27 protein-coding genes and 2 riboswitches are annotated in these 26,173 nt (G+C 71.6%); of the genes, 11 read left to right on the plus strand and 16 right to left on the minus strand.

All coding sequences use genetic code 11. From position 1 onward, the window contains the following. The first annotated feature begins 4 nt into the window (after positions 1–4). Positions 5–244 (plus strand): hypothetical protein, encoded by a 240-nt coding sequence (locus IRX98_RS10125; RefSeq protein WP_224276352.1) that lies wholly within the window; start codon positions 5–7, stop codon positions 242–244. A gap of 18 nt (positions 245–262) precedes the next feature. Here IRX98_RS10125 and IRX98_RS10130 read toward each other — a convergent pair whose 3' ends face one another. Continuing rightward, positions 263–1,042 (minus strand): lysophospholipid acyltransferase family protein, encoded by a 780-nt coding sequence (locus IRX98_RS10130; protein ID WP_224276354.1) that lies wholly within the window; start codon positions 1,040–1,042, stop codon positions 263–265. A 73-nt stretch (positions 1,043–1,115) separates the two neighbouring features. After that, positions 1,116–1,901 (minus strand): pentapeptide repeat-containing protein, encoded by a 786-nt coding sequence (locus IRX98_RS10135; protein ID WP_224276356.1) that lies wholly within the window; start codon positions 1,899–1,901, stop codon positions 1,116–1,118. Positions 1,902–2,171: 270 nt separating this feature from the next. Here IRX98_RS10135 and IRX98_RS10140 point away from each other — a divergent pair, with 270 nt between their 5' ends. From IRX98_RS10140 to IRX98_RS10150, 3 genes are read left to right on the plus strand one after another with little or no spacing between them, the layout of a single operon-like run. Continuing rightward, positions 2,172–3,668 carry a cobyric acid synthase gene (locus IRX98_RS10140; protein WP_224276358.1) on the plus strand — a complete coding sequence of 499 codons (1,497 nt, stop codon included), beginning with the start codon at positions 2,172–2,174 and terminating at the stop codon, positions 3,666–3,668. Beyond that, positions 3,665–4,399 carry a cobalt-precorrin-6A reductase gene (locus tag IRX98_RS10145; protein WP_224276360.1) on the plus strand — a complete coding sequence of 245 codons (735 nt, stop codon included), beginning with the start codon at positions 3,665–3,667 and terminating at the stop codon, positions 4,397–4,399. Before IRX98_RS10140 ends, IRX98_RS10145 begins: the two co-directional genes overlap by 4 nt. A gap of 4 nt (positions 4,400–4,403) precedes the next feature. Beyond that, on the plus strand, positions 4,404–4,904 hold the full coding sequence (locus tag IRX98_RS10150) for a YflT domain-containing protein (RefSeq protein WP_224276362.1): 501 nt from the start codon (positions 4,404–4,406) through the stop codon (positions 4,902–4,904). A gap of 3 nt (positions 4,905–4,907) precedes the next feature. On the opposite strand, the gene IRX98_RS10155 is transcribed toward IRX98_RS10150, so the two are convergent. The 7 genes from IRX98_RS10155 to IRX98_RS10185 all read right to left on the minus strand — a co-directional run bounded on the left by IRX98_RS10155 (position 4,908) and on the right by IRX98_RS10185 (position 12,743). Then, positions 4,908–5,831 (minus strand): cobalamin biosynthesis protein, encoded by a 924-nt coding sequence (locus IRX98_RS10155; RefSeq protein WP_308044644.1) that lies wholly within the window; start codon positions 5,829–5,831, stop codon positions 4,908–4,910. A gap of 13 nt (positions 5,832–5,844) precedes the next feature. Next, complete coding sequence (locus tag IRX98_RS10160) at positions 5,845–6,633, minus strand: CbtA family protein (RefSeq protein WP_224276366.1); 789 nt, start codon at positions 6,631–6,633, stop codon at positions 5,845–5,847. Between the two features lie 7 nt (positions 6,634–6,640). Further along, positions 6,641–6,865, minus strand: coding sequence for a CbtB domain-containing protein (locus IRX98_RS10165; RefSeq protein ID WP_224276368.1), 225 nt, complete (start codon positions 6,863–6,865; stop codon positions 6,641–6,643). Between the two features lie 70 nt (positions 6,866–6,935). Beyond that, the gene (cobBC, locus tag IRX98_RS10170; protein WP_372456066.1) at positions 6,936–9,470 is read right to left on the minus strand and encodes a bifunctional hydrogenobyrinic acid a,c-diamide synthase/histidinol phosphate aminotransferase CobBC; all 2,535 of its coding nucleotides are present in this window, start codon (positions 9,468–9,470) and stop codon (positions 6,936–6,938) included. Beyond that, positions 9,464–10,078 carry a cob(I)yrinic acid a,c-diamide adenosyltransferase gene (cobO, locus tag IRX98_RS10175; protein WP_224276372.1) on the minus strand — a complete coding sequence of 205 codons (615 nt, stop codon included), beginning with the start codon at positions 10,076–10,078 and terminating at the stop codon, positions 9,464–9,466. The genes cobBC and cobO overlap by 7 nt, the downstream gene beginning before the upstream one ends. Next, a complete protein-coding gene (gene bluB / locus IRX98_RS10180) occupies positions 10,078–10,719 on the minus strand; it encodes a 5,6-dimethylbenzimidazole synthase (protein ID WP_224276374.1) in 642 nt (213 codons plus the stop codon). Before bluB ends, cobO begins: the two co-directional genes overlap by 1 nt. Further along, complete coding sequence (locus tag IRX98_RS10185) at positions 10,716–12,743, minus strand: VWA domain-containing protein (protein WP_224276376.1); 2,028 nt, start codon at positions 12,741–12,743, stop codon at positions 10,716–10,718. The genes bluB and IRX98_RS10185 overlap by 4 nt, the downstream gene beginning before the upstream one ends. A gap of 26 nt (positions 12,744–12,769) precedes the next feature. Next, a riboswitch (cobalamin riboswitch) is annotated at positions 12,770–12,915 on the minus strand. A gap of 18 nt (positions 12,916–12,933) precedes the next feature. Here IRX98_RS10185 and cbiE point away from each other — a divergent pair. Next, positions 12,934–14,145 carry a precorrin-6y C5,15-methyltransferase (decarboxylating) subunit CbiE gene (gene cbiE, locus IRX98_RS10190; RefSeq protein WP_224276378.1) on the plus strand — a complete coding sequence of 404 codons (1,212 nt, stop codon included), beginning with the start codon at positions 12,934–12,936 and terminating at the stop codon, positions 14,143–14,145. Positions 14,146–14,300: 155 nt separating this feature from the next. Here the strand turns inward: cbiE and IRX98_RS10195 are convergent, their stop codons facing one another. The 4 genes from IRX98_RS10195 to IRX98_RS10210 form a co-directional block, all read right to left on the minus strand. After that, entirely contained in the window at positions 14,301–15,257 is a 957-nt protein-coding gene (locus tag IRX98_RS10195) for a hypothetical protein (protein ID WP_224276380.1), read from the minus strand. A gap of 58 nt (positions 15,258–15,315) precedes the next feature. Then, complete coding sequence (locus tag IRX98_RS10200; protein WP_224276382.1) at positions 15,316–16,068, minus strand: class I SAM-dependent methyltransferase; 753 nt, start codon at positions 16,066–16,068, stop codon at positions 15,316–15,318. Continuing rightward, positions 16,065–16,781, minus strand: coding sequence for a hypothetical protein (locus IRX98_RS10205; protein ID WP_224276384.1), 717 nt, complete (start codon positions 16,779–16,781; stop codon positions 16,065–16,067). Before IRX98_RS10205 ends, IRX98_RS10200 begins: the two co-directional genes overlap by 4 nt. Before the next feature lie 263 nt (positions 16,782–17,044). After that, positions 17,045–17,440 (minus strand): hypothetical protein, encoded by a 396-nt coding sequence (locus tag IRX98_RS10210; protein WP_224276386.1) that lies wholly within the window; start codon positions 17,438–17,440, stop codon positions 17,045–17,047. A gap of 152 nt (positions 17,441–17,592) precedes the next feature. On the opposite strand from IRX98_RS10210, the gene IRX98_RS10215 reads away from it, so the two are divergent. From IRX98_RS10215 to IRX98_RS10235, 5 genes are all read left to right on the plus strand, one after another. Next, on the plus strand, positions 17,593–18,237 hold the full coding sequence (locus IRX98_RS10215; protein ID WP_224276388.1) for a response regulator: 645 nt from the start codon (positions 17,593–17,595) through the stop codon (positions 18,235–18,237). Next, positions 18,234–19,994: a sensor histidine kinase gene (locus tag IRX98_RS10220; protein WP_224276391.1), complete on the plus strand. Its 1,761-nt coding sequence runs from the start codon at positions 18,234–18,236 to the stop codon at positions 19,992–19,994. Before IRX98_RS10215 ends, IRX98_RS10220 begins: the two co-directional genes overlap by 4 nt. After that, positions 19,991–20,431 carry a protein-tyrosine phosphatase family protein gene (locus IRX98_RS10225; RefSeq protein ID WP_224276393.1) on the plus strand — a complete coding sequence of 147 codons (441 nt, stop codon included), beginning with the start codon at positions 19,991–19,993 and terminating at the stop codon, positions 20,429–20,431. The genes IRX98_RS10220 and IRX98_RS10225 overlap by 4 nt, the downstream gene beginning before the upstream one ends. Positions 20,432–20,777: 346 nt before the next feature. Continuing rightward, entirely contained in the window at positions 20,778–21,461 is a 684-nt protein-coding gene (locus IRX98_RS10230) for a GAF and ANTAR domain-containing protein (protein WP_224276395.1), read from the plus strand. Positions 21,462–21,521: 60 nt separating this feature from the next. Further along, entirely contained in the window at positions 21,522–22,574 is a 1,053-nt protein-coding gene (locus IRX98_RS10235; protein WP_224276396.1) for a hypothetical protein, read from the plus strand. A gap of 46 nt (positions 22,575–22,620) precedes the next feature. Here IRX98_RS10235 and IRX98_RS10240 read toward each other — a convergent pair whose 3' ends face one another. Genes IRX98_RS10240 through IRX98_RS10250 form a run of 3 tightly spaced genes read right to left on the minus strand, consistent with a single transcriptional unit; the run spans position 22,621 to position 25,651 of the window. After that, positions 22,621–23,370 (minus strand): cobalt-precorrin-4/precorrin-4 C(11)-methyltransferase, encoded by a 750-nt coding sequence (locus IRX98_RS10240; protein ID WP_224276398.1) that lies wholly within the window; start codon positions 23,368–23,370, stop codon positions 22,621–22,623. Beyond that, positions 23,367–24,992 carry a precorrin-2 C(20)-methyltransferase gene (locus tag IRX98_RS10245; protein ID WP_224276400.1) on the minus strand — a complete coding sequence of 542 codons (1,626 nt, stop codon included), beginning with the start codon at positions 24,990–24,992 and terminating at the stop codon, positions 23,367–23,369. The genes IRX98_RS10240 and IRX98_RS10245 overlap by 4 nt, the downstream gene beginning before the upstream one ends. Next, a complete protein-coding gene (locus IRX98_RS10250) occupies positions 24,989–25,651 on the minus strand; it encodes a precorrin-8X methylmutase (protein ID WP_224276402.1) in 663 nt (220 codons plus the stop codon). The genes IRX98_RS10245 and IRX98_RS10250 overlap by 4 nt, the downstream gene beginning before the upstream one ends. A gap of 51 nt (positions 25,652–25,702) precedes the next feature. Further along, a riboswitch (cobalamin riboswitch) is annotated at positions 25,703–25,778 on the minus strand. A 68-nt stretch (positions 25,779–25,846) separates the two neighbouring features. Between IRX98_RS10250 and IRX98_RS10255 the strand changes: the two genes are divergently transcribed. Further along, positions 25,847–26,161 carry a hypothetical protein gene (locus tag IRX98_RS10255; protein ID WP_224276404.1) on the plus strand — a complete coding sequence of 105 codons (315 nt, stop codon included), beginning with the start codon at positions 25,847–25,849 and terminating at the stop codon, positions 26,159–26,161. The last annotated feature ends 12 nt before the right edge of the window (positions 26,162–26,173 follow it).

Genomic DNA, 26,173 nt, shown 5'->3' on the forward strand with positions numbered 1-26,173 from the left:
AACGATGAGCAAGATGGACAACCTGCGGGCCATGCGCGAGGCCAAGTACGCCGAGTCCCAGAAGCGCGCGGCGGCTGCCCCGGCCCGACCGAAGGCAGCCGTGGCGCCCCCGGCGGCGGCGAAGAAGGCCGCTCCGGCGACCGAGCCCGCGCCGACCGAGGAGTTGTGCGGCCACCGCAACATGAGCGGTCGCACCTGCACGCGCGAGCAGGGCCACGCCGCCAAGAGCCACCGCTACTCCTGAGTCGACTCAGGCATCTGCTCAGGCTGTGAGCGCCTCCTCCGGGACACCGGTCGGGTGCGGTGCGGGCTCGCCGCGGAGCTCGGCCACCTGCGAGACGAGCAGCTCCATCACCTCGTCGGCCACCCGGCGCACGGTCGCCTCGTCGGGTGCCTCCCCGTCGGCCAGGCCGGCGAGACGGCGTACGTCGACGGGCTCGCCCACGGCGACGAGCACGCGCGGGCGCAGGATCGTGTTGCGCAGCAGCCGGGCGAGGATCCCGCGACGACCCACGACCTGCTGGGCGCCTACGAGGGCGACCGGCACCACCGGTGCGCCCGTGCGGATCGCCAGGCGCACCGCGCCGGTCCGCGACCGCTCGGGCCAGTGCTGCGCGTCGCGGGTGATCCGTCCCTCGGGGAAGAGCCCCACGGCCTCGCCCGCGTCCAGCGCGGTCGCCGCGGCGTCCAGCGAGCTCGCGGCCGCGTCGGTCCCGCGCAGCACGGGGATGAAGCCCAGCCGCCTGGCCAGCGGGCCGACCAGTCCGGAGCGGAAGACCCCGCCGGTCGCCATCAGTCGCAGGGAGCGGCCCAACCGCCGCCCGACGAGGGCGAGCAGGATGCCGTCGGCGAAGCTCGTGTGGTTGGCGACGACGATGACGGGCCCCTCGGGCAGCCGGCCGGTGGGGACGGCTCGACGGGTGAGCTCGAGGCGGCTGACGCTCGACACAATCGTGCCGAGGAGTCCGGCGGCGACGGCGTAGAGGAGGGCGGCGCGGAGGCCGGGGCGCTGCCAGGTGTCGGGGGACGGGCTGGAGGTCATGGCGTGAGTCTGGAGGACCGCCGCGGCTCCCCGCATGAGTATGCGCGCCCGTCACCGGTCGCCCGGTGAGCGCTCAGGCCGGCCAGTGGCCGGGACGCGTCAGTCCCGGAGGCAGCTTCGTCGTGCTGTCACCAGCGGTCGAGTTGACCTGCGACTGGGTGAGGAAGAGCGCACCGGACAGGTCGCACCCGCGTACGTCGGCGTCGCGGAGGTCGCAGCCGAGCAGGTCGGCCTCGTCGAGGTCGGCGTCGCGCAGGTCCGCGCGGATCAGCACGGAGGCGCGGAGGGTCCAGCCGCGGTGGTCGCCGGCGAGGCGCCGACCGGCCAGGTCCTGGCGCGAGAGGTCGCCGGCGTCGGGCCACAGGCGGCGTACGCGCGTGCTGGCCTCGGCGAGCAGCCGACCGACCCGGTCGTGGAGGGCGTCGATGTCGAGCCGCAGGAGCGTGTCTGGGTCGGCCGCGGTGAGCTGCTCGACCTCCGTGCTCGCGGCGCGGGAGCCCTCGTCCGGCGAGCGGCGCTCCACCTCGTGGAGGTGCACGAGCATCTCGTGCAGCTGCCGCATCACCGACAGCACGGCCGCCATCTCGGGCAGGTTGTCCTGCTCACGCCAGGACACCCCGGCGTAGGTGACCTGCGAGACCTGCTGGCCGGCGCCGAAGCACTCGAAGACCGTGCAGCCGGGCCAGCCCTTCTCGCGCAGGGAGTCGTGGATGCCACAGCGGTCGTCGTCGAGGAGGTTGAGGCAGGCGCGCCCGCTGGGCTTGTCGACGCCGAAGCCGGCCGAGGCCGAGAAGGGCAGCAGGACGCAGCACAGCCCGAAGCAGGAGGCGCAGTCAGATCTCAAGCCGGGTGTCGCCACCCGGGGATCGTGTCATGCAGGTGGTGAGGCCCTGCGTCAGGCGCCGTACCAGCCGCGCTGGATCGCGAAGGCGTTCACGAAGAGCAGCGCGACGAACAGGACCGCGATGAACCGGTTGTCGAAGATCAGCTTGCTCATAGCATCCAGCATGCCCGCTTGTTCGCGGAATCAAACAGTTGGAAGGTAAAGATTGCGCAGGGTCCTCTCCTTCTCGCTGGTCGAGTAGCGAGCGCCAGCGAGCGTATCGAGACCCACCCCTAGGCTGACGCCGTGAGCGCGCTGCTGGTGGCTGGGACGACGTCGGACGCCGGCAAGACGATCGTGACGACCGCCCTGTGCCGGGCGTACGCACGCCGGGGCGTGAAGGTCGCCCCCTTCAAGGCGCAGAACATGTCCAACAACTCGATGGTCTGCGCCACCCCGGACGGCCGGGGCGTCGAGATCGGCCGCGCGCAGTGGATCCAGGCGGTCGCGGCGGGTGCGGAGCCCGAGGCGGCGATGAACCCGGTGCTCCTCAAGCCCGGTGGCGACCGCCGCAGCCACGTCGTGGTGATGGGTCGGCCCGGCGGCTCGATCGACTCCAAGGACTTCGTCGGCGGCCGCACCCACCTGCGCGACGCGGCGTACGCCGCCTTCGACGACCTCTCCTCCCGCTACGACCTGGTCGTGGCGGAGGGCGCGGGGAGCCCGGCGGAGATCAACCTGCGGGCCGGCGACTACGTCAACATGGGGCTGGCTCAGCACGGCGCGATCCCGACGGTGGTGGTGGGCGACATCGACCGCGGCGGCGTCTTCGCGGCGATGTTCGGCACGCTGGCGCTGCTGGGCGCCGCGGACCAGGCACTGGTCGCGGGCTTCGTGGTCAACAAGTTCCGCGGTGACGTCGACCTGTTGCGCCCGGGGCTGGCCGAGCTCCGGGAGCTGACCGGCCGCGAGGTGTACGGCGTGCTGCCGTGGCACCCGGACCTGTGGCTCGACTCCGAGGACGCGCTCGACCTGAGCGGCCGGCGGGCGAGCGAGGAGGAGGCGCGGCTGCGGGTGGCCGTCGTACGCCTCCCGCGGATCTCGAACTTCACCGACGTCGACGCGCTGGGCATCGAGCCGGGCGTCGACGTGGTCTTCGCCTCGGACCCGCGGGCGCTCGCCGGTGCGGACCTCGTCGTGCTGCCCGGCACCCGCGCGACGCTGGCGGACCTGGCCTGGCTGCGCGCGCGCGGGCTCGACCGGGCCGTGCTCGACCACGCCGCGGCCGGCAGGCCGGTGCTCGGGATCTGCGGCGGCTTCCAGATGCTGGGTCGGCGGATCCTCGACCCGACCGGTGTCGAGGGGGTGGCCGGCGCCGACGAGGTAGGGCTCGGGCTGCTCGACGTGACGACGACCTTCCGGGCCGACAAGGTGCTGCGGCTGCCGGTCGGCTCGGCGCTGGGGGCCGACGCCCACGGCTACGAGATCCACCACGGCCGGATCACGCGGCACGGCGGCGAGGAGTTCCTCGGCGGTGCGCGCGAAGGCGCCGTCCTCGGCACGATGTGGCACGGCAGCCTGGAGGGCGACGACCTGCGTCGCGCGCTGCTCGCCGAGGTCGCTGCGGCCGCCGGGGTGGCGTACGAGCCCTCCGACGTGAGCTTCGCCGAGCAGCGCGAGCGGCGGCTTGACCTCCTCGGCGACCTCGCCGAGGAGCACCTCGACCTCGACGCGCTGCTCTCGCTCGCACGGGAGGGCGCACCCGCCGCGATGCCGGTGCTGGAGCCGGGGGCGTCGCGATGACGGTGCTGCTGCTCGGCGGGACGAGCGAGGCGCGCGAGCTGGCGGTGCTGCTGGACGAGGCGGGGGTGGACTTCGTGTCGTCGCTGGCCGGTCGGGTCGAGCGACCGCGCCTGCCGGTCGGTGAGGTGCGGATGGGTGGCTTCGGCGGGGTCGAGGGTCTGCGCGCGTGGCTCGCCGAGCACGGCGCCACGGCAGTCGTGGACGCGACGCACCCCTTCGCGGAGGGGATGTCGGCCAACGCCGTCGCCGCCTGCACCGCGTCGGGCGTGCCGCTGCTCCGCCTGGCCCGGCCTGGTTGGGGCGACGCCCCGGGTGCGGACGGGTGGCACTGGGTCGACGACCACGCCGCTGCCGCCACGCTGGCAGCATCGCTGGGTCGGCGTCCGCTCCTGACGGTCGGGCGCCAGCCGCTCGACCACTTCGTCGGCCCGCTGGCGGGCCACCGGGCCGTGGTGCGCGTCGTCGACCCGCCCGAGATCGTGGTGCCGGCACCGTGGTTGGTGATGCTGGACCGGGGACCGTACGACCTCGCCGGCGAGCTCGAGCTCCTCGCCGAGCACGCGACCGACGTGCTCGTCACCAAGGACTCCGGCGGCTCCTACACCTGGCCGAAGATGGCGGCCGCCGACCAGCTCGGCGTGCCGGTCGTGGTCGTGCGTCGACGTGCGGAGGTCGACGGTGTGGAGACGGCTCCGGACGCGGCTGCGGCGCTGGCGTGGGTCGTATCGTGAGGGCATGTCGACCCCGGGCCTGACCCCCGCCTCACCGCTCAAGCTGAAGTTCCCGCAGTCGCTCGCGGTCTACGACGACTACGCCAAGGCGCAGAAGAGCGTCGACTTCCTCGCCGACGCGGAGTTCCCCGTCAACCAGCTGATGATCGTCGGCACCGACCTCAAGCGGATCGAGCGCGTCACCGGGCGACTGACCTGGTCGAAGGTCGCGGTCGGCGGCATCCTGTCCGGCCTGTGGTTCGGCATCTTCATCGGGCTTGTCTTCGCGCTCTTCACCGAGGAGAACCTCTGGCAGGTGCTGCTCAGCACCGCCTTCATCGGCGCGACCTTCGGCCTCGTGTGGGCGCTCATCGGCTACGCCTTCACCCGTGGGCAGCGCGACTTCTCCTCCATCACCCAGGTCGTGGCGACGAAGTACGAGGTGCTGGTGGAGCACAAGGACGCCGCCCGGGCGCGCGAGCTGCTGGCCGGGCTTCCGGGGGCGCTGCCGGACCCGTTCGCCTGAGCGCTAGCGCCTGAGCGCGACGAGCACGGCCACGACGACGGCTCCGGTGCCGACCGCGTCGGCGAGGCGTACGGCCCTCTCGATGTCCGCGCGGTCCGGAGGTGGGCCGTCGCCGAGGACTACCCGGTCCTCGGTGCCGTGGGCGTAGTGGTTGCGGCCCCCCAGCCGTACGCCGAGCGCGCCGGCGAAGGCCGCCTCGACGACGCCCGCGTTGGGGCTGGGGTGGCGGTGGGCATCTCGACGCCAGGCCTGCAGCGCAGCTGACGGATGGCCGCCGACGGTGGGGGCGAGGGCCGCGGCGAGCAGACCGCTGAGCCGGGCACCGGGCAGGTTGAGCAGGTCGTCGAAGCGGGCGGACGCCCAGCCGAACCGGCCGTAGCGCTCGCCCAGGTGGCCGACCATCGCGTCGAGGGTGTTGGCCGCGCGGTATCCCAGCAGCCCCGGGACGCCGAGGAGCGCGCCCCAGACGAGCGGGGCGACGACGGCGTCGGAGGTGTTCTCCGCGACCGACTCGACGACGGCGCGGCTGACCTCCGCCTCGTCGAGGACCGAGGTGTCGCGGCCGACGAGGTGGGTGAGGCGTCGCCGCGCGCCGGGCAGGTCGTCGTCGGCGAGCAGGTGGTGGACGGCGCGTGCCTCGCGGGCGAGCGACGTACCGCCGAGCACGGTCCACGTCGCGGCCGCGGTGACGAGCGTGTGGGCGACGGGGTGGTGCCTCGTCCGAAGCTCCAGGCCGAGACCGCCCCCCGCGGCGGTCCCGGCCAGGAGGGCCAGGTGGAGCAGGCCGCGCGCCCGCGAGTCGGCGTACGTGCGCCTCTCGAGGGCGGCAGCGGCGCTGCCGAAGATCGCCACGGGGTGCCCGCGGCGCGGGTCGCCGAGGCGACGGTCGGCGAGGTGGCCGAGCGCTATCCCGAGTGCTCGGCTCACCCCGACCGACATGTCAGAGCGCGGCGGCGAAGGCGCGCTGCGCCTCGACCGCCTCCTGCCGGCGCCAGGTGCGGTCGACCAGCGCCGTGAGGGCGGCGCCGATCACCGCCCACATCGCCAGCAGGGTCAGCAGCGACGAGATGCGGAAGTCCCACAGGATGCTCGCGGGGAAGCCGCCGAGCTCGTCGACCTTGGGAAAGGCGAGCGCGGCGACGGCGACCACGACGGCGTACGCCGTGGCGCCGGCGATCGTGCCCGGCACCCCGCTCCACCGGCGGGCCGCCCAGCGGGCGACCGCGACGGCGGCCAGCACGCCGAGCACCGAGACGGCGACGAAGCCGAACCACAGCGCGGTGCGGCTGTCGATCGTCTCGCCGGAGCCGACGGCGGGTGGCGTGGCGGGGTACTTCAGGAACGGCACGACGCTGAACGACACCGCTCCGAGCAGCGCCACGAGAGCAGTGCTCGCGGCGGGGCGGAGGCTGCCGAGACGGCCGAGGCCGACCGCGGACAGCAGGCCGGTCAGGCCACCCAGCACGACGCCGATGGCGAGGGTGCCGGTGGCGAGGCCGAGCGTCGACTGGGTGGCGCGGGAGACGGCAGCGTCGTCGTGGGAGTGCGAGTGGGAGTCGGAGGCGGTGGCCCCGTCCTCGTGGTGGTGGTCTGCAGTGGCGCCTGCGGACTCGAGCGCGATGGCACGGTCGACCTGCGGCTCCCCGACGGTGTACGCCACGACGAACGCGGCGACACCGGCGAGGAGACCGGCGAGGAGACCGTGCACCAGGAAGGTGCGGGTGGTCATCGGTGGATCAGTGGCAGGGGAAGCCGAGCAGGTGACGGCCGTCGTGGACCCACTCGTGGATCGCGGTGCCCTCGGGGATGGTGATCGCGCCCTGGACCGAGCTGATCAGCACGAGGACCGACATCGCGAAGAGCGTGCCGAGGACCAGCCAGGGAGCGAGCTCCCGCAGCGGGATGGCGAGGTCGGCCGGAGTGACGGTGGACGAGGTGGAGCTGGAGATGGCATGCGCCATGGTGTTCCTCCTACGGGATGAAAGCGTCCCGGGTTGATGGGGAGTGACTTCCAGTCCGTCGGGTCTGACTTCACCGCTCGGTGTGGCTGAGCGATGTCACAGTAGCGCCACTGCGCCGGATTCCCACCGGCTTCCTCAGGACTGGGTGCGTGGAGCGTAGCGCACCCAGGAGGTCGTCGGTGACGGCCTCGCGGCGAGCGCTGATCCGGACCCATTCGTCGCTCAGTCCGGGGAACGTGTCGGCCCGCCGGACCGCGAAACCCCTGTCCCGTAGGGCTTTCCGGCTCCCGACCCCGGTGCGGGCGAGGACGTACGGCGCGGTGCTGGGCACGGTCTCGATGCCGACGTCGTGCAGCCCGTCCTCGAGGTGCCGACGTCGCCGCTCGAGCTCTGTTGCGCGCGCGCTCGCTTCGTGCTGCGCCTCGTCGCTGCTGGTCGCGAGGAGCGCGGCGATGGCTGGCGCGGAGACCGACCACGGTGTCTGGAGGTCGCGGAGGGCGCGTACGACGTCGGGCGCGGCGAGGACGTAGCCCGCGCGGATGCCGGGGATCGACCAGATCTTGGTGAGGCTGCGCAGCACCACGATCCCGTCGTGGCGCTCGTCGGCCAGCGTCTCGACGTCGTCGTCGAGGAAGGCCTCGTCGACGACGACCAGCCGCCCCGGTCCGGTGAGGCCGCGGATGACGGCGGCGGGGTGGCGTACGCCGGTGGGGTTGGTCGGGTTGCCGATGACCACCAGGTCGGCATCCTCAGGCACGTCGTCGGGGTCGAGGCGGAAGCCGTCCTCGTGCCGCAGGACGACCTGGCCGACCGTGTGGCCTGCCGTGCGCAGCGCGACCTCGGGCTCGGTGAACTGCGGTTGCACGACGACCGGGTGCCGCCACGGTCGCAGTCGCGCGAGCAGGGTGAAGGCCTCGGCGGCGCCGGCGGTGGCCAGGACGTCGGCCGCGTCGCGTCCGTGGCGCCGGGCGACCGCGGCCTCGGCGTCGGTGGCGTCGGGGTAGGAGTCGGCGTCGGCGAGGCTGTCGGCGAGCGCGCGGTCGAGCCACCTCGGGCGCGGCCCGTCGAAGACGTTGACGGCGAGGTCGACCAACCCGGGTCCGGTGTCCTTGTCACCGTGGTGACGCAGGTCCGGGCCCCGGTGGGTGCGAGCCGCCTCGACGAAGCGCGCGGCCAGCTGGGGGTGGCCGGCCCAGTGGGTGTGGAGGTAGGACGCGTGGAGGGTGGCCGTCGCGACGCCGGCGGGGTCCGGCATCAGCCAGGCGGGATCGCCCGTCGTCGCCCGCGTCAGGTGCGTGCGGTGGAACTCGTGCCCGGTGACGACCTCGCCGACGCGGGCCAGGAGGTTGTCGGTGGGGGACGTGGCGGTGCGGTAGGACAGCGTGAGCCGCGGCGCCATCTCGGCCGTCGCGTCGATCGCGCCGACCATCGGGAGCGCCGGCCCGTCCGGCCCGCGCACCGACTCGCAGAGGTAGAGCAGCCCGGCGCACTCCGCCACCGTCGGCAGCCCCCGCGCGATCGCCGTACGCAGCTCGCGCCGCAGGCGCTCGTTGGCCCCGAGCTCGGCGGCGTGCATCTCCGGGAAGCCGCCGCCGAGGTAGAGCCCGGTCGTGCCCTCGGGCAGCCGGGTGTCGGTGAGGGGGTCGAGCTCGACGACCTCGGCGCCGGCGGCCTCCAGCAGCGCAGTCGTCTCGGCGTAACGGAAGGTGAAGGCCCGCCCGCCCGCGACGGCGATCCTCGCCCCACCGTTGGTTGAGGTGCGAGCCGACCCCTCGGTGGTTGAGGTGCGAGCGAAGCGAGCCTCGAAACCACGTCGGCCGGAGGTTTCGAGGCTCGTCGCTGGCGCTCCTCGCACCTCAACCACCGAGGAGTACGGGTCCCAGAGAGCCCCCTCCAGCCCCGGCGCCGCCGACGCCAGGCGTACGACCCGCTCCAGGTCCACCCGCTCCGCGATCTGCGCCGCCAACCGGTCGAGCGCCGCCGAGGCATCCGCCCGCTCGGCTGCCGGCACCAGCCCGAGGTGCCGCGAGGGCGCCTCGATGCCGTCGTCGCGCTGCAGGATCCCGAGCACCGGCAGCTGGTCGCCGATCGACCGGACGACCTCGTCGGCGTGCCGCGCGGACCCCGCCTTGTTGAGGATCACCCCGACCACGTCGACCGGCGGCTGGGCCCAGGTGCGGAGGCCGTGGATGGTGGCGGCGATGGTGCGCGAGGCGGACGAGATGTCGACGACCAGCACCACGGGCGTACGCGTCACGGCGGCGACGTGCGCGGTCGAGGCGAACCCGTCACCACCGATCTGCCCGTCGTACAAGCCCATCACGCCCTCGATGACGGCGAGGTCCGCGCCGGCGGCGCCGTGCAGCAGCAGCGGCACGAGGCGTTCCTCCCCGACCAGGTGCGGGTCGAGGTTGCGGCCGGGGCGGCCGGTGGCGAGCGCGTGGTAGCCGGGGTCGATGTAGTCGGGACCGACCTTGTGGCCGCTGACGGTGTGGCCGGCGCGGGCGAGCGCGGCCATCAGCCCGGTGGCGACGGTGGTCTTGCCGTGGCCGGAGGCGGGCGCGGCGACCATGAGCCGGGGGAGGGCCAACGCTCGTCTCACCATTCGATGCCTCGCTGGCCCTTCTGGCCGACCTCCATCGGGTGCTTGACCTGGCCCATCTCGGTGACGAGGTTGGCGGCCTCGATGAGGCGCGGGTCGGCGTGGCGACCGGTGATGACGACGTGCTGCCGGCCGGGCCTGCTGGTGAGCGTCTCGACGACTTCGTCGACGTCGACCCAGCCCCACTTCATCGGGTAGGTGAACTCGTCGAGGACGTAGAGGTCGTGGCGCTCCTCGGCCAGCGCGCGCTTGATCTCGGCCCAGCCCTCGGCGGCGTCGGCGGCGTGGTCCTCCTCGGTGCCGGCCTTGCGCGACCACGACCAGCCGGAGCCCATCTTGTGCCAGGTGACGGGCCCGCCCTCGCCGGTCTCCTCGTGCAGCTCGCCGAGGCGCTCGAGCACGGTCTGCTCGCCGATGCGCCACTTGGCGGACTTCACGAACTGGAAGACCCCGATGCTGAAGCCCTGGTTCCACCCGCGCATCGCCAGGCCGAAGGCGGCCGTCGACTTGCCCTTGCCGGGACCTGTATTGATGACAATCAAGGGCCGGTTGCGGCGCTCGCGCGTGGTCAGCCCGTCGTCGGGGATCGTGGTCGGCACTCCCTGCGGCATCAGGCCCTCCAGCCCTCGACGTGGATGGCCTCGTCGAGGGTGCGGCCCCCGCGCCAGCCGTGCCGGACCAGGTCCGGCACCTCCTGCAGCTCGGTGATCGGCCCCAGGCAGAGCCAGGCGACCGGGCGTACGCCGTCGGGCAGGCCGACGAGGTCGGCGAGGAACTCCTCGCGGTAGAACGACACCCACCCGACGCCGAGGCCCTCCGCGGTGGTGGCGAGCCAGAGGTTCTGGATGGCCAGGCAGGTGGAGTAGAGCCCGGTGTCGGCGATCGCGTGGCGCCCGAGCACGTGCTGCCCGCCGCGGTCGGGGTCGTACGTCACGACGACGCCGAGGCCGGACTCGCGGATGCCCTCGACCTTGATCCGCTCGAACCTCTCGCGGCGCTCGCCGTCGAGCTGGGCTGCGAAGGTCTGCCGCTCGGTCTCGACGTGCTCGGCGAACGCCTCTCGCGTCTGGTCGTCGAAGACGAGCACGAAGTCCCACGGCTGTGTGTGCCCGACGCTGGGCGCGTGGTGGGCGGCCTCGAGCACGCGGCGCAGCGCCCCGAGGTCGACGGGCTCGCCGCTGAACTCTGCTCGTACGTCGCGTCGGCGGGCGATGACGTCGTACAGGTCCTGGCTGAGCGTCTGCGCGGTCATGCGGCGTGCGCCAGGCTCGTCAACGCGCTCGCGCTGACGTCGGCGATCGGCAGGTGGGTGGCCTGCATGGCCTGCGCGAGCGAGCCGGCGAGGCCCATCCGCATCGGGCCCTGCTCGCAGTCGACGACGACCGCGGTCGTCCGGTGCTCGGCGATCCACTGTGCGGCCTGCCGGCTGCGCGCGACGGCGTCCGCGCCGTGGGTGGCGCGGCCGTCGGTGATCACGATGAGCAGCGGTCGCCGTCTCGGGTCCCGGACCGCCTCGACGCGCAGCACCTCGGCCGCGGTGAGCAGGCCCTCGGCGAGCGGCGTACGCCCTCCCGCCGGCAGCTCGGCCAGGCGCCGGGCGGCGATGTCGACCGAGTGCGTCGGCGGCAGCGCGACCTCGGCGCCGTCGCCGCGGAAGGTGACCAGCCCGACCTTGTCGCGGCGCTGGTAGGCGTCGAGCAGCAGGCTGAGGATCGCGGTCTTGACCTGCTCCATCCGCTTGCGCGCCGCCATCGAGCCGGACGCGTCGACGCAGAAGAGGACGAGGTTGGCCTCGCGCCCCTCGCGCCGGGCGGTCCGCAGGTCGGCGTGCTCGAACCGGAGCCGTCCACCGGTCCGCCCGCGCACCAGCTGGTGCGGGGCCGCGGCGCGGATCGTCTCGACGAGGTGCAACCCGCCCTGCCCCGTCGGGTCGACACCGGCGCGGCGCCCGTTCGACGTCAGGGCGCGGGACCGCTTGCCCGACTCGCCCGCTCCCGTGCCGGAGACCTCGAAGCGGCGAACCTTGTAGGGGTCCGCGGCAGCAGCGACCATCGCTGGTCGAGTAGCCCCCGAGGAACGAGGAGGCGTATCGAGACCCTGGTCGTCTTCCTTCGGTGGTCGATCAGCCCCGTCTCCCTCACTCGGTGGTCGAGTAGCCCCCGAGGAACGAGGGGGCGTATCGAGACCCTCACCCTCGGAGTCCCCCTCGCCGTCCCCCTCACCCTCTGGCTCCGGCGGAAGCGGCGGCTCGGGCTCCGGCTCCTCGTCCCCGAGCACCGCGTCGAGCAGGTCCTCGTCCAACCCCGGCGCGTCGAACGGGTTCCGCCGCCGCCGGTGCGGCAGCGCCAGCAGCGCGGCCTGGCGGATGTCGGCCCGGGTGACGGTGGTCCGACCGTTCCACGCTGCGTGCGCGACGGCCGTACGCGTGGTGACGATGTCGGCGCGCATCCCGTCGACCTCGAAGGCGGCGCAGACCTCGGCGACCTTGGTGAGCACTGCGTCGGTGAGATCGACCTCGGGCAGCAGCTTGCGGGCGGCGGCGATGCGGTCGGTCAGCGCGCGCTCCGCGTCGGCGTACGCCTCGACGAAGGTGTCCGGATCGGCGTCGAAGGCGAGCCGGCGGCGTACGACCTCGGCGCGCAACTTCGGATCACGTGGCGCGGCGATCTCGACGGTGAGCCCGAAGCGGTCGAGGAGCTGGGGGCGGAGCTCGCCCTCCTCGGGGTTCATGGTGCCGACGAGCACGAAGCGCGCGGCGTGGGCGACCGAGACGCCGTCGCGCTCGACGGTGGAGCGGCCCATCGCCGCGGCGTCGAGCAGCAGGTCGACGAGGTGGTCGTGGAGGAGGTTGACCTCGTCGACGTAGAGCAGGCCGCGGTGCGCGCGGGCGAGGAGGCCGGGCTCGTACTCGGCGACGCCGTCGGCCAGCACCTTGGACAGGTGCAGCGAGCCGAGCACGCGATCCTCGGTGGCGCCGACGGGGAGCTCGACGAGGCGTGCGGGGCGCGTCTCGGTCTCGGCGTCGAGTGGCCAGTCTCCATCTGGAGACGTGTCGCCCGGCCGGCTCGAGAACCGGTCGCCGGCGACCACCTCGATCGGCGGCAGCACGGAGGCGAGGGCGCGCACGGTGGTGGACTTCGCCGTGCCCTTCTCGCCGCGCACGAGGACGCCGCCGACCTCGGGGGAGATCGTGGTGAGGACCAGCGCGAGGGTCATGTCGTCGCGGTCGTCGGCCTGTGAGGGGACGATCGCGGACAGGGGGTACTGCAGTGGCATGGGGGCTCCCGCTCTCGTTGCCAACTTCTGGTGGATGGCGGGAGGCCGGTCTTCGGACTTCTCGGAACGCCATTTCGACGTCTCGAGTCACCGCAGCGGGCCCTGTGCCGGATTCTCACCGGCTTCCCAGATTCTCCCCAGACTTCGGGGCACCTCTCGCCTTGTCCGCGTCACGATAGCGTCTGCGGCCATGTCGTCCACCGGGGTGCCCAGCGAGGTCGTCGTCGTCGGGATCGGGGCCGACGGGTGGGCCTCGTTGCCCGCGTCGTCGCGTTCGCTGGTGCTGGAGGCGCCGGTGCTGTGGGGTGGTTCGCGGCACCTGTCGCTCGTGCCAGACGCGCCCCGTCAGGTGCGGGTGCCGTGGCCGTCGCCGCTGTCTGCAGGCCTGCCGTCCCTGCTTTCGGAGTACGCCGGGCGTCCCGTCGTCGCGCTGGCGTCGGGGGATCCGCTGGTGTCGGGGATCGCCTCGACGCTCCTCGATCTGGGTGCGCCCGTACGCGTGGTGCCGGCCGTGTCGTCGGTGGCGCTGGCGCGGGCTCGGATGGGTTGGTCTGCCGAGTCGTGCGTGGTCGTGACCGTCGTCGGGCGTTCGCTGTCGCGGGTGCTGCGCGAGTGCGCGCCGGGGCGGCGGGTGCTGGTGCTGTCGTCGGACGCGTCGACGCCTGGTGCTCTTGCCGAGCTGCTGACGTCGTCGGGCTGGGGAGCGTCGCGTCTGACCGTGCTGGGGGACCTGGGTTCGTCGTCGGAGTCATCAATCTCGGCTGTCGCCTCGTCCTGGTCCGAGTCGTCGCCGGCACTGAACGTGATCGCCGTCGAGGTCGTCGGGAACGGCCTCGCCTCCTGGGCGCCGGGCCTCCCTGACGACGCCTTTGAGAACGACGGCCAGCTCACCAAGCGCGACCTCCGCGCCTCGGCCCTCGCCCGCCTGATGCCCGCACCGGGCCAGCTCCTCTGGGACGTCGGTGCTGGCGCGGGTTCGGTCGGCATCGAGTGGATGCGCGCGCATCCGACCTGTCGCACGATCGCCATCGAGTCGGACCCTGGCCGGGCTGCGCGGATCGCTCGCAACGCGTCAGCGCTGGGCGTCCCGGACCTTGAGGTCGTCGAGGGCCGAGCGCCGTCAGCCCTTGCCGGCCTCGAAGCGCCGGACGCGATCTTCATCGGCGGCGGCGCTACTCGCGAAGGCGTCCTCGACACGTGCCTCGCGGCGCTGAAGGCGGAGGGCCGCCTCGTCGTTCACGGCGTGACGCTCGAGACCGAGACGCTCCTGGCCAAGGCGTACGCCGGGCACGGGGGTGAACTGAATCGCACTAGGGTTGAGATCGCGGATGAAATCGGCAACTTGACAGGCTGGAGGCCGTCCAGGTCGATCGCTCAATGGGTGTGGATCAGTGGCGACTAGTGCACAGGTCGCTTGTCGATCAGCTGCCGGCGCCCGGCTGGTTGGCCGGCCGATCGCTCCCGTACGGATCGGTCATGGTGCCAATCATGCCGCCGCGCCTCGTCGCGTCAGGGCTCGGGGCGGGCGGGCGGGGCTGGGTGGCTGCGGTGGCGTTCTCAATGATCATGACTGGTCCCCCACGGGTTGAGGTCTTGGGGATAGTAGTGCTTGCGGTTGATCCAGCGGAATCCCTCGTGGCGACTGATGGCCGCTACGTCGATGACACCACCTACGGTATCCGGACCCATCAGAAAGTGGCTGTACTGGGCTGTGGTGTGAACAAGGAACTTGGCCAGTTGGATCGCATCATCGATCGGCATGGGCGCGACCACCGGCAAGCGGCTGGCCTGACTGACAAGTGGCTCGATCTGTGAGCTCCAGACGGGCTCCCCGACGGCGGCCTTGATGGCATGAAGCAAGCCCTGGTCGATCCCGCCAAAGAGACGCTCCGTGGCGTCGGGTTGAGCGAAGGCTTGCCATCCATACCCGGGAACACCGATCAGCATCTCTGGTGTGGGGCTCGTCGTCGGGTCTGTGATCAAGACCTGCCAAGCCTCCGCCTGTTTCTCTCCGCTGGAGTATCCAGCGATGAGCATGCCCAACTCTGGCGTGCCCGTCGCACCGCCAAAGGACTTCGAATACAACTCCCCGTGAAACATCTCAACATACCGGGCAGCGACTTCTTGGATCGTGTAGGAGTCAGGATTTAGGGACCAGTCTTGGTGGTCGGGATCATTTCCCATGAGCCGTCGGCGCAGATCCTTCGTGAGGGTCGCGATGCTGGCTGACTCGATGGCGCCAAGACCCCAAGTCATGGCTGCAATGGGTAGGTGGCGGTGGAGGTGAAACACCTTATTTGCGCTGTTGTACACCTGGTGCAGGTCGCCCCCGCCCGCAAGCGGGATGGTGAGCGTAGTCGCGGAGTCCGCGGCCAAGACGATGCCATCAAAGACCTTGACCACCACGGCGACTGTCACGCCGTCATGGTCCCACGGCCAAGAGTCGCGTAGTGGCATCATCGGCGACTGCGAGTCGCGCGTTCCGAGTTCGAACCTCTTGGCGGCCTTGCCCATGCGTGGTGTATCCGCCTCAAGCCCTACCTGCAAGTTCCGTGCAGAGGTCCGTCGAGAGTCATTTTTTGTGCGCACGAAAGAACCAAAAGTGCGGCTTCTTCCATTTGACCCCCGTAAGGCGCTGGACACTTGGTTCCATCATTGGTTCCCAAGTTTCGACTTTTCCAAAACCGGAATCAGAGAATGCGTCCAGATACATGGACGTAGGTCGATGGACGTGCAAGGTCTTCACGCCAGTCGCCGAGAGCGAGGTTCGGAATTCGGACTGAATGTAGATCTCTTTTTCGTAGTCGAACCACGGAGACTGGCTGTAGCCCCAGTATTCCGGCCAGTGTCGTGGATGGGTCACTGCGCCTATCAGTGGTGCGCCTTCTCGTAGCGTTCTTGCGCTGGCGTGCAGGAATCCAGAAAGGTCAACGACGTCCTGCAACACCATAAGTGCGACGGCGGCGTCGTGCTTAACGGCGTTGCTCAACGCGTATTGGCTGATGGTCACGTTCTGAATTTGAATATTCGATAACCGCATCACGTGCTGGCTAGCGATTCTTGCTGAGACGGCACTTGGGTCGATGCCGACTACCGACTTCGCAAAGCTGCGCAGCGTTTTCGTAAAGCGTCCGACGCCACATCCAATATCGATCACCGAGCCGCAGTTTGGGGGCATGAGGCTTGTAACGCCAGGAGCAAGGACGTACCGGTAGCTTGGGTCTCGGTCGCCGTCAAGGTCCTGGGCGCGCCGCTGGGCAACCAGATCCCATGCAGCTACTTCGAGTTCTTGCGCTCGAGTCTTCGAGATCGGATTCGCAGTCATGGTGTCGGCCCGCCTTTGGGGTCGCCGTGGGGCCCGTCTGGGATAATCGTCGATGGGAGTCGTCTGGCAGCAGACGCCTTCGCGGCGTCCAGGCTGGCCTTGGCCAACCTGTACACAGGATCCTTCTTGTCATCGGTGGTTCGGATCACGTGCTTTCGGCCCTCGGGAAGTGCCACCGCGTAGTAAGAGTTCCCTCCCGACTCAAACTTCGTGAACCGTGCCTTGCTGGCGATCCGCACTCGAACTACGTGACAGCCCGTCGAAGCCATAGCTGCTAGGTGGTCGACCTGCGAACTTGTGAGCTCGTCTTTAATGCACGCGATAATCGTGAACTGGCTTCCCCTGCTGACGAAGACATCGTCCTCGGGCTTGGCCCATGACAAGTCGCGGGTGAAAATGGTCGCTGAACTAGACCTTTCGAGTTGCCGAAGCATCCATTGCCGGATCTCCTCGTCAGTTTCCGCAACCTTCTTCTTCCTTCGATCGGCGAACCATCCCTCGGTGACCTCATGCGTCCCAGCGGCAATCGTCCCACGCGGGTATTTGAAGGACACCTCTTGGTACTTCAAGGGCCGCTTCTTTAAGCCCAGCAGCGCGAGAGTTAGGAAGAGGATTAGCAGCGGCAGGTAGATTCCGATTGAAATCCAGTCCGATGTGGAACTGGTGTCGAAGTCTGCCAAGATTGGCGCCGATACGGCGATGATTCCTACCACTACGATTGTGTACTCGCCGGTTGCTTTTAGATTCCGCACGCGATCTCTCTACTGTAGACACTGCCAGGCAGCTGGGCGCTGTTCCAGTCGGCAATCATTGTGCCAGTTCAGAGCTGATCCGTTCCGTTCTCTGGCGATTCGGCAGCCTTGATCTCGGAAAGTGGGGTGCCCTCAACGCATCCCTCCCACTCATCGTTGGGTTTCGACACAGACATGCTGGACGCCGCCGGACCCTTTGGCCCGGCGGCGTACAGAGGAAGCGGTCAGTTCCGCTTCCCCGGCGAGAAGATCAGCACCGTGAACACCACGGTGAGCACGACCCCCGCAGCCACGAGGATCTTGATCCCCGCCGGCACGTCCACGAAGAAGGCCGGCAGCGAGGTCAGGGTCACGATGATCATGCTCGCGGCGGTGAGACGGGCGGCCGGACGGCTGCCGTTGCGCCAGGCGACGATGCCGGCGACGATCGCGACGGCCGAGAGGACCGAGCAGGCGACGAGGATCGACATCGGCGGACCGGCCTCGGCACCCTCGGGCGTGGGCAGGATCGCGCTCGGCAGGTTGGTCAGCGCGTAGGCCATGGCCAGGCCGAGGCCGACCTTGTTCTTGGTGCTCCACGGAGCGCGGGTGGTGGTGTCGGTGGGTGCGGTGGTGGTCATCAGAAGCTCCTTGTGAGGTGGTGGTGCCTCCAGAGTCGTCGCGCGCCCACCGGACGGGATCGGCGTACGCTCCCCATCATCAGGGAGGAATCCCGGCTCGGGTAGGAGCAGGATCCCGGGTCACGGACCCTTGCAGGCAGGACGATGAGCTCATGGCCCCGATCCGCGTCGTACTCGTCGACGACCACCCGGTCGTGCTCGGCGGGCTGCGCGCGCTGCTCGACTCGCTGCCGGACTTCGAGGTGGTCGGCACGGCGACGGACGGCGAGGCGGGCGTACGTGAAGTGGTGCTGACAAAGCCCGACGTCGTGCTCATGGACATCCGGATGCCCGGCATCGACGGGCTCGAGGCCACGCGGCGGATCCGGCAGAGCGCCAGTGGGGTCGCGGTGCTGGTGCTGACGATGTTCGACGACGACGACACGGTCTTCGGGGCGATGCGCGCGGGCGCGCAGGGCTACCTGCTCAAGGGGGCCGACCAGGCCGAGATCGACCGTGCGATCCGGGCCGTCGTCGCGGGCGAGGCGATCTTCAGCCCCGGCGTCGCGCAGCGGGTGCTCGGCTACTTCGCGGCACCGCCCCCGGTCGCCGACCCGTTCCCCGAGCTCACCGCCCGCGAGCGCGAGGTCCTCGACCTGATGGCCGCCGGCGAGCGCAACCAGATGATCGCCGACCGGCTCTTCCTCTCGCCGAAGACCGTCGCCAACCACATCTCCTCGATCTTCGTGAAGCTCGCCGTCGCCGACCGGTCCGCCGCCATCGTGCGCGCACGGCGGGGAGGGCTGGGCGGGTCATGACCCCCGTCCTCGCGGCCACGGCCTTCCTCGGTGTCGTGACGACGGCGTCGGGGTGGTTCGTCCGGCAGAGCGGCCGGGCGCAGTGGTCCGCTGTCTTCCTCGTGCTCGGCGGCATCGCGCTCCTCCTCGGATGCGCGGCCGTCGTGCTCGACCTCGACGGTGCGGCCTCCCCGGTCCTCCGGCTCGCCGGCTGCCTGCTGCTGCCGCTGGCTGTGCTGGCGTACCCCCGACTCGCCTGGCGCGAGCCGGTCTCCTTCGTGTTGCTCGTGGTCGTCGTCGCCGCGGGCGTGCTGGGCGTCGCGTGGGAGGAGTCGTTCGAGCTGATGGGGTTCGTCCTCGTGGGTGCGCTCCTGGTCCACGTGTGGTGGGCGCTCGAGCGCGGGGACGCCGAGGACCGCCGTGCGCTGGCGTGGAGCTCGCTGGCGTGGATCGGCGCCGGGCTGGCGGCGGCGTTCGTGGCGTTCCTCAGCGAGTCGCTGGGCAGCGCGAGCGTCCCGGAGCTCGACGCTGTCTTCGTCGCGGTCCTCGCCGTCGGACCAGTGGCGATGGCCGTCGGGGTGGTGCGCCCCGAGGTGGTCGACGTACGCGGTCTGGTGACGCGGGCCGTCGTCGCGGCGACCGTCCTGACGACGTACGTCTCTGTCGGGGTCGGGCTCACGTCGACCGTCGAGCAGGTCAGCGGACGGCCGCTGGAGCCGACGCCGATCGTCGTCATCTGCGCGGTGCTCGCGTTCGGCGTACGGCCCCTGCAGGTGCTGCTGCGCGGTGTCGTCGACCAGCTGCTGTTCGGGGACCGGCCCGACCCGCTGGCGGCGGCGACGTCCCTGGCCGACCGGATCGGTGACGACCCGGCGCTCGCGCTGGCCGCGGTGCGCGAGGCGCTCGTCCTGCCGTACGCCAGCATCCGCGCGGGCGGGGAGGTACTGGCGTCGTCGGGGGCCGAGGTGACGCACACGCGGGTGCTGCCGCTGCGGCTCGGCGAGGACGAGGTGGGGGAGGTGGTCGTCGGGCTGCGGGCGGGCGACCTCGGGCTGTCGCGCGCCGACGAGGACGTGCTGAGGATCATGGCACCTCTGCTGGCGCAGACCCTGCGCGCGCGGCAGATGAGTGCGGACCTGCAGCGGTCGCGGGAGGCGGTCGTCGCCGCCGTCGAGGAGGAGCGCCGCCGGCTGCGGCGCGACCTGCACGACGGGCTCGGGCCGACGCTCAGCGGCGTGGCCTTCGCGACGGACGCCGCGCGCAACCAAGTGCGGTCCGACCCGGACAAGGCCGATGAACTGCTGGTGCAGCTCCGGTCCGACACCGCGCACGCGATCACCGAGATCCGCCGGCTGGTCGAGGGGCTGCGGCCGCCCGCGCTGGACGAGCTCGGCCTCGAGGGGGCCGTTCGGCAGCACGCGTCGACCTTGCACTCGTCCGCCGGCCTCCCGCTCCCGGTCTCCGTCTCGGTGCCCACCGCGCTGCCTGCGCTGTCGGCTGCGACGGAGGTGGCGGCGTACCGCATCGTCGTCGAGGCGCTGACCAACGTGGCCCGTCACGCCTCCGCCACGTGTGCCTCTGTCTCGTTGGAGGTCGGGGACCGCGGGCTCGTGCTGACGGTGCGCGACGACGGTGGCGCCGGCGGCGCCTGGACACCCGGGGTGGGGATCGCGTCGATGCGCGAGCGCGCGCTGCAGGTCGGCGGGACGCTCACGGCGTACGCCACCGACGCTGGCGGGGTGGTCGAGGCGGCGCTCCCGCTGGGGGTTACGGAATGACCCACCTCTCGCCCACGTGGGACCCGGCGGCGCGCGGTGTCGTCGAGCTGCCGTCCGGCCGCCTGGTGCGCGGGCGCGCGTTGAGCTCGTCGCTGCCCGAGGGCACGGTTCCCGAAATGGGTGTGTACCTGCTGGGCTCGCCGCCTCCCGCGGTGCCGTGGGAGAGCCGGTGGATCCGGTGGCCCGACTTCCGCCTGCCCGCCGACCGCGACGCCGCGCGCGAGGTGCTGCGTGAGGCGTGGGAACGGGCGGCTGACGAGCGCGTCGAGGTGGCGTGCGCCGGCGGACGCGGGCGTACGGGGACCGCCCTCGCCTGTCTCGCCGTCCTCGACGGCGTCCCTGCTGAGGAGGAGGCGGTGGTGTGGGTGCGCGAGCGCTACCACCCACGGGCGGTGGAGACGCCGTGGCAGCGACGGTTCGTCAGGCGGTTCGCGTGAGGCCGAGGTGGTGGGCGACCAGTCGGTCTGGTCTCACCATGTGCCCGCTGCCGCTCGGCTGCGTGAGCGAGCACCTTCGGGCACACGGTGAGCAGGTCTAGGTCTACCGCGGGGTTCCGGGTCCGCACAACCGTGGTTGAAGGCGCTACTTCTTCCACCTCCACTCCGTCAGACATGAGCCTCCTCCGAGGGGGTACTGGTGGGCACTGCACGTCGCGGGCACGAGGCTCAAGCCCATGGGCACGCCTGCTTCGAGAGCCACCACACGGAGACACATCCATGTCGACCACCAGCACCTCGCTGACCATCCGATGGACGTTCAGCCGCACCGACCCGAGCTGCCGTCATGAGTGAGGACCGCATCGTCGAGGCCTCCCGCCGTCTGGCCGCCGCGCTCCGGCCCGGCGACCTCGACCAGACGCTCGCCAACATCACGGCGGCCGCGGTCGAGGTCCTACCGGACGTGCAGTGGAGCAGCCTGTCCGTCAAGCACGCCGACGGCAGCCTTGAGACCGTGGCGCCGACCCACGACGTCCTCCGCGACGTCGACGCGGCGCAGTACGAGCTGCAGGAGGGGCCCTGCTTCGAGGCCGCGGTCGACACCGTCCACATCGTCTCGTCGCACCTGGCGGCCGATGAGCGCTTCCCGCGGTACGCGCCTGTGGCACTGGAGGCCGGCATCCGGGCGCAGGCCGGCATCCGGCTCTTCGACGCCCAGCACTCCAACGGGGCGCTGAATCTCTACTCCGACAAGGTCGGAGCCTTCGAGGACCTGGGCGTGCTGGCCGAGCTCTTCGCGCACCAGTCGGCCGTCGCGCTGGAGTACGCCCGCAGGATCGACCAGCTCCAGGAGGCGGTCACCGCGCGCCAGCTGATCGGTCAGGCCGTGGGTGTCGTGATGGAGCGCTTCGGGGTCGACGACGCGCGCGCGTTCGGATTCCTGACCCGCCTGTCGAACCAGGAGAACCTCAAGCTCCGACTCGTCGCCGAACGGCTCCTCGCCACGCCACGCGACACCCCCGGCGGCTGACCGCACCGCCGCCGACTCGCGCAGCGACGGTCTTTTCGGCTTCCTGCAACGATTCGTCTCGTGATGTCTCGGACCCACGTCGCCCTCCTCGTCGCCACGCTCGCGCTGACGACCGCGTGCGGGTCCGACGACCCCGCCGGGTCGCCGGCCTCCTGGCCGACCACCACGACCCCCGTCGCGACAGACGGGCTGATCTGGGCGAGCGGCAGCACGGTCCACCTGCCCGACGGCTCGACGATCGACACCGGGGACCTCGCCGGGGCGTACGTCGTCGCGGGCGCCGGGGTCTGGTTCGCCTCCGCGGACCCGAGCGAGCGGGAGGGCAACGCGCTGCCGGAGCTGCGCGTCGCGACCGCCGACGGGGTGGAGGACCTCGGCGTGCACCCCGGCATCGGCAGCCTCACCACGTCCGCGGACGGACGATGGCTGGCCTTCATCGACCGGCTGGAGGAGGGCGCCGGGTCGGCCGAGGCGGTCGTCGTCGACCTGACCACCGGCGAGGAGGTCGTGCGCAGCAGCGAGGGACTCCTGCCGAAGGAGACCGAGGGCGCCGACTGGACCGACCTCTACGAGGACGCGCCGGTCGGCATGCTCGGCGTCGTCGACGGAACGGCGTACGTCCAGGGGCTCAACGCCCTCGTGAGCCACGACCTCTCGACCGGCGAGGCGACGTCCGAAGACCTCGACTGGGAGGCGATCCGCGCGTCGGACTGGTGGCAGTCGCTGCACCTCACCGCCCCGCTCCCGAACGCCGACCGCACCTGGCACATCCCAGCGCAGGCGTTCGGCGCGAGGCCGGTGCTGGAGTCCGCTGACGGTGAGCGCGTCACCACGACGCGGCCGGACGCCACCGGCCCGCTCGGCTCGCCCGACGTCACCGGGCCGCCGCTGGAGGAGTGGAGCCTCGGCGGCTGGAGCGACGCGACGACCGTGGTCGGGAAGACGCCGTCGCGGGACGGGTCCTCGGTCGACTGGCTGTCGCCCGTCCTCATCACCTGCGTCGTCCCGAGCGGCGAGTGCACGGTGGTGGAGGGCACGGAGGAGGGTATCAACCTTCCCTCCGACAGGCCCTTCGGGTTGCCGCGGGAGAGCAGCATCGACCCGGACGCTTAGGTCGGACCAGCGGGTTGCGAGGCTCGTCGCTGGCGCTCCTCGCGCCTCAACCAGCGGACGGCTGACGGTGTCGGTCGGGCGTGTAGAGCCACGACTCGCCACCCCCGCGCGCCAGCGCCCAGCCAACGAGGATGACCGCAGCCTGCCTGAGGCCCGCCTCCTCGACCCGGTCGGCCATGTCCGCGAGGGTGCCGCGGAGGACGAGCTCGTCCGGCTGCGAAGCCCGGTGGACCACGACCACCGGGCAGTCGGCGCCGTACTCCTCGACGAGTTCCTCGGCCAGCGAGCGGGTTCGCCTGATCGCGAGGTGCAGCACCAGGGTCGCTCGTGTGGCCGCGAATGCGGCGAGCGACTCGGTCGGTGGCATCGCGGTGGAGCGGGCCTGCGTCCTGGTCAGCACCACGCTCTGCGCGACGAGCGGGACGGTGAGCTCGCGGCCGACGACAGCGGCCGCAGCGGCGTACGCCGGGACTCCCGGGCACACGTCCCACGCCACCCCGGCGGCGTCGAGGCGCGCGGTCTGCTCAGCGAGGGCGGAGTAGAGCGACGGATCGCCGGAGGTGAGGCGTACGACCTCGCATCCCTCCGCAGCCGCGTCCACCATGACCGACGTGATCTGGTCGAGGTCGAGTGACTGGGTGTCGACCTGGCGGGCGTCGGGGCAGTGGGCGAGGACCTCGGCGTCGAGGTACGTCCCCGGGTAGAGCACGACGTCGGCCGCCGCGAGCAGCGACGCGGCGCGCAGGGTGATCAGGTCGGCCGCGCCGGGGCCGGCGCCGACGAAGTGGACGGTCACTCCACGAACCTCGGCGTCCACACCCGGCCGGTCGCGGTCACGGTGGTCGACGAGGCGCCCACGATCAGCAGGCACTTCATGTCGACCGTGTCGGCCTCGAGCTCGGCGAGGGTGGTCACCGTCAGCGACTCCTCGGCGCGGCCCACGTCGCGGCCGACCACGACGACCGTGTCGGGGCTGCGGTGCTCGAGGAAGAGCTTCTGGAGGTCGGCGACCTGGGTGGTGCGGCTGCGTGAGGCCGGGTTGTAGACCGCGAGCACCAGGTCGGCCTCGGCGATCGCGTGCAGCCGTCGCGCGATCACCGGCCACGGCTTGAGCCGGTCGCTGAGCGACACGACCGCGAAGTCCGCGCCGATCGGTGCGCCGGCGCGGGCCGCGACGGCCTGGACTGCGCTGACGCCGGGGAGGACCTCGACGGGTACGTCGGGATAGTCGGAGGCAGCCTCGAACACCGCGCTCGCCATTCCGAAGACGCCCGCGTCGCCGCCGGAGACGACCGCCACCCGGTGTCCCTGCTGGGCGAGGTCCAGCGCGAGCCGGGCACGGTCGACCTCGACGGTGTTGCCGGAGGCGTGGCGGGTGAGGCCCTCGCGCTGGGGGACGCGGTTGACGTAGGGGGCGTAGCCGACGACGTGGTCGACGTGGGCGAGGGCTTCTCGGGCTTCGTCGGTGAGCCAGGCGTCGAGGCCGGGGCCCAGGCCGATGACCTGGAGGGGGTGGGGTCTCGATACGCCCGCTCGTTCCTCGCGGGCTACTCGACCACCGAGGGAGGGGGAGTCCTTGCGGGCTACTCGACCACCGAGGGAGGGGGATTCCTGGCGGGCTACTCGACCACCGAGGGAATGGGAGTCCTCGCGGGCTACTCGACCGGCGAGGGGCGGGCGGCGGCCGCCGGGATCCTCCGCAACGCTGTCGCCGGGGACGACGATCAGCGAGAAGTACGGCACCGAGGCGGGGTCGACATCGACCACGGGCATCCAGCGCTCGGCGGGCATCGACGCGCGCTCGACGTACATCGCGTGCTCGAGGCGGCCGGCCTGGCGCAGGGCCTCGACCACGCCGGGGAAGCGGCGGCCGAGCTTCATGATGATCGCGCCGTCGGTGTCGGCGAGGCGGCGCGCGAGCTCGGGGACGTCGAGGGTGCCGGGGAGCACGGTGAGCACGTCGGTCTGCCGGACGAGCGGCGAGGCGAGGACGGCGGTGGCGGCGGCGAAGGCGGGCACGCCCGGGACGACCTCGGTCTCGAAGCGCGGGGCGAGCCGGTCGTGGAGGTACATGAACGAGCCGAAGAACAGCGGGTCGCCCTCGGCCAGCACCACGACCGTACGGCCCTGCTCGAGGTGGGCACTCAGGCGCGAGGCGCACTCCTCGTAGAACTCGGCCATCGCGCCGGCGTACCCGCCCGGGTGCGCGGTCGGGCCGGTTGTGACGGGGTAGCGGAGCTCTTCCTCGATCGCGCTGCGCGGGATGAGGTCGGCGGCGATCCGGCGCGCGTTGGACTGCTTGCCGACGCCGGCGTGGAAGGCGATCACGTCGGCGTCGCGGATCAGCCGCGCGGCCTTGAGGGTGACCAGCTCGGGGTCGCCCGGCCCCAGCCCGACGCCGTACAGCCGGCCGGTCACTCCCGCTCCTGGGCCAGTGCGTTGAGGGCGGAGGCGGCCATCGCCGACCCGCCGCGACGGCCGCGGACAGTGAGGAAGGGGACGTCGAGGCCTTGCAGGGCGACCTCCTCCAGCGCCTGCTTGGACTCGGCGGCGCCGATGAAGCCGACCGGTACGCCCACGATCGCGGCCGGTCGCGGCGCTCCGTCGAGCAGCATCTCGAGCAGGTGGAACAGCGCGGTGGGGGCGTTGCCGATCGCGACCACCGCCCCTTCGAGGCGGCCCTCGAGGAGCGAGAGCGCGGCGGCCGAGCGGGTGGTGGCCATCAGCATCGCGAGGTCGGGCGTACGCCGGTCGTGCAGCGCGCAGAGCACCTCGTTGTCGCGGGGCAGCCGGGCGCGGGTGACGCCGGACGCGACCATGTGCGCGTCGGTGATGATCGGCGCACCGGCCTCGAGGGCCTCGCGGGCGGCGCTCACCAGACGCGGGTGGATCACGAGGTCGTCGGTCAGGTCGACCTGTCCGGTCCCGTGGACCATGCGTACGGCGACGCGCTCGGCGTCGGCCGGCAGGTGGTCGAACCGGGCCTCGCGGCGGATCGTCGCGAAAGACTCGTCGTAGATCGCGGCCCCGCGGGCGATGTAGTCGTAGCGACGGGTCGGTCGGGCAAGCAGGGTCATCACGGCTCCTCGGGGTTCGCGCCCCTGGGTAGGCAGGTAACGCCGCGCGGGCAGTGTCTGGCTCGCCCCCGATGTGGCTGGGGGACTGACAGTGGCGGAACCGCCCCGGACTTGCACCGGGTTCCTGCGTCGCGTGACGGGGGCAGCCTAGGGCAGGTCGGGCTGGTGTGGATGTCCGGATACGGTGCGTTCGCCATGGATCCCGTCGACCGCACCGTCAAGCAGCTCGAGCTCAACCAGCTGCTGCGCAGTGCCCTGCCGCTCATCGCGGCGGGCCTCGGTGTCGCCGGTCTCTACACCTCGCTCGCGATGACCAGCGACCTTGCCGTGTTCTGGATCGGACCGCCGCTCGCACTGGCGGGCAGTGTCTTCGCGGCGATCGGCTACCGGGGTCGGCTGCGCGAGATCCGCAGTCCGGTGCCCTCGACGGGACGGCACTACCCGTGGCTCTTCCTCGGCTGGGCGTGCGTCGTCGCGGGAGCGCTCATCCCGCCGTACGCGTACGCCTGACCGGACTTGGCC

This window comes from Nocardioides lacusdianchii, assembly GCF_020102855.1.
Lineage (GTDB): Bacteria > Actinomycetota > Actinomycetes > Propionibacteriales > Nocardioidaceae > Nocardioides > Nocardioides lacusdianchii.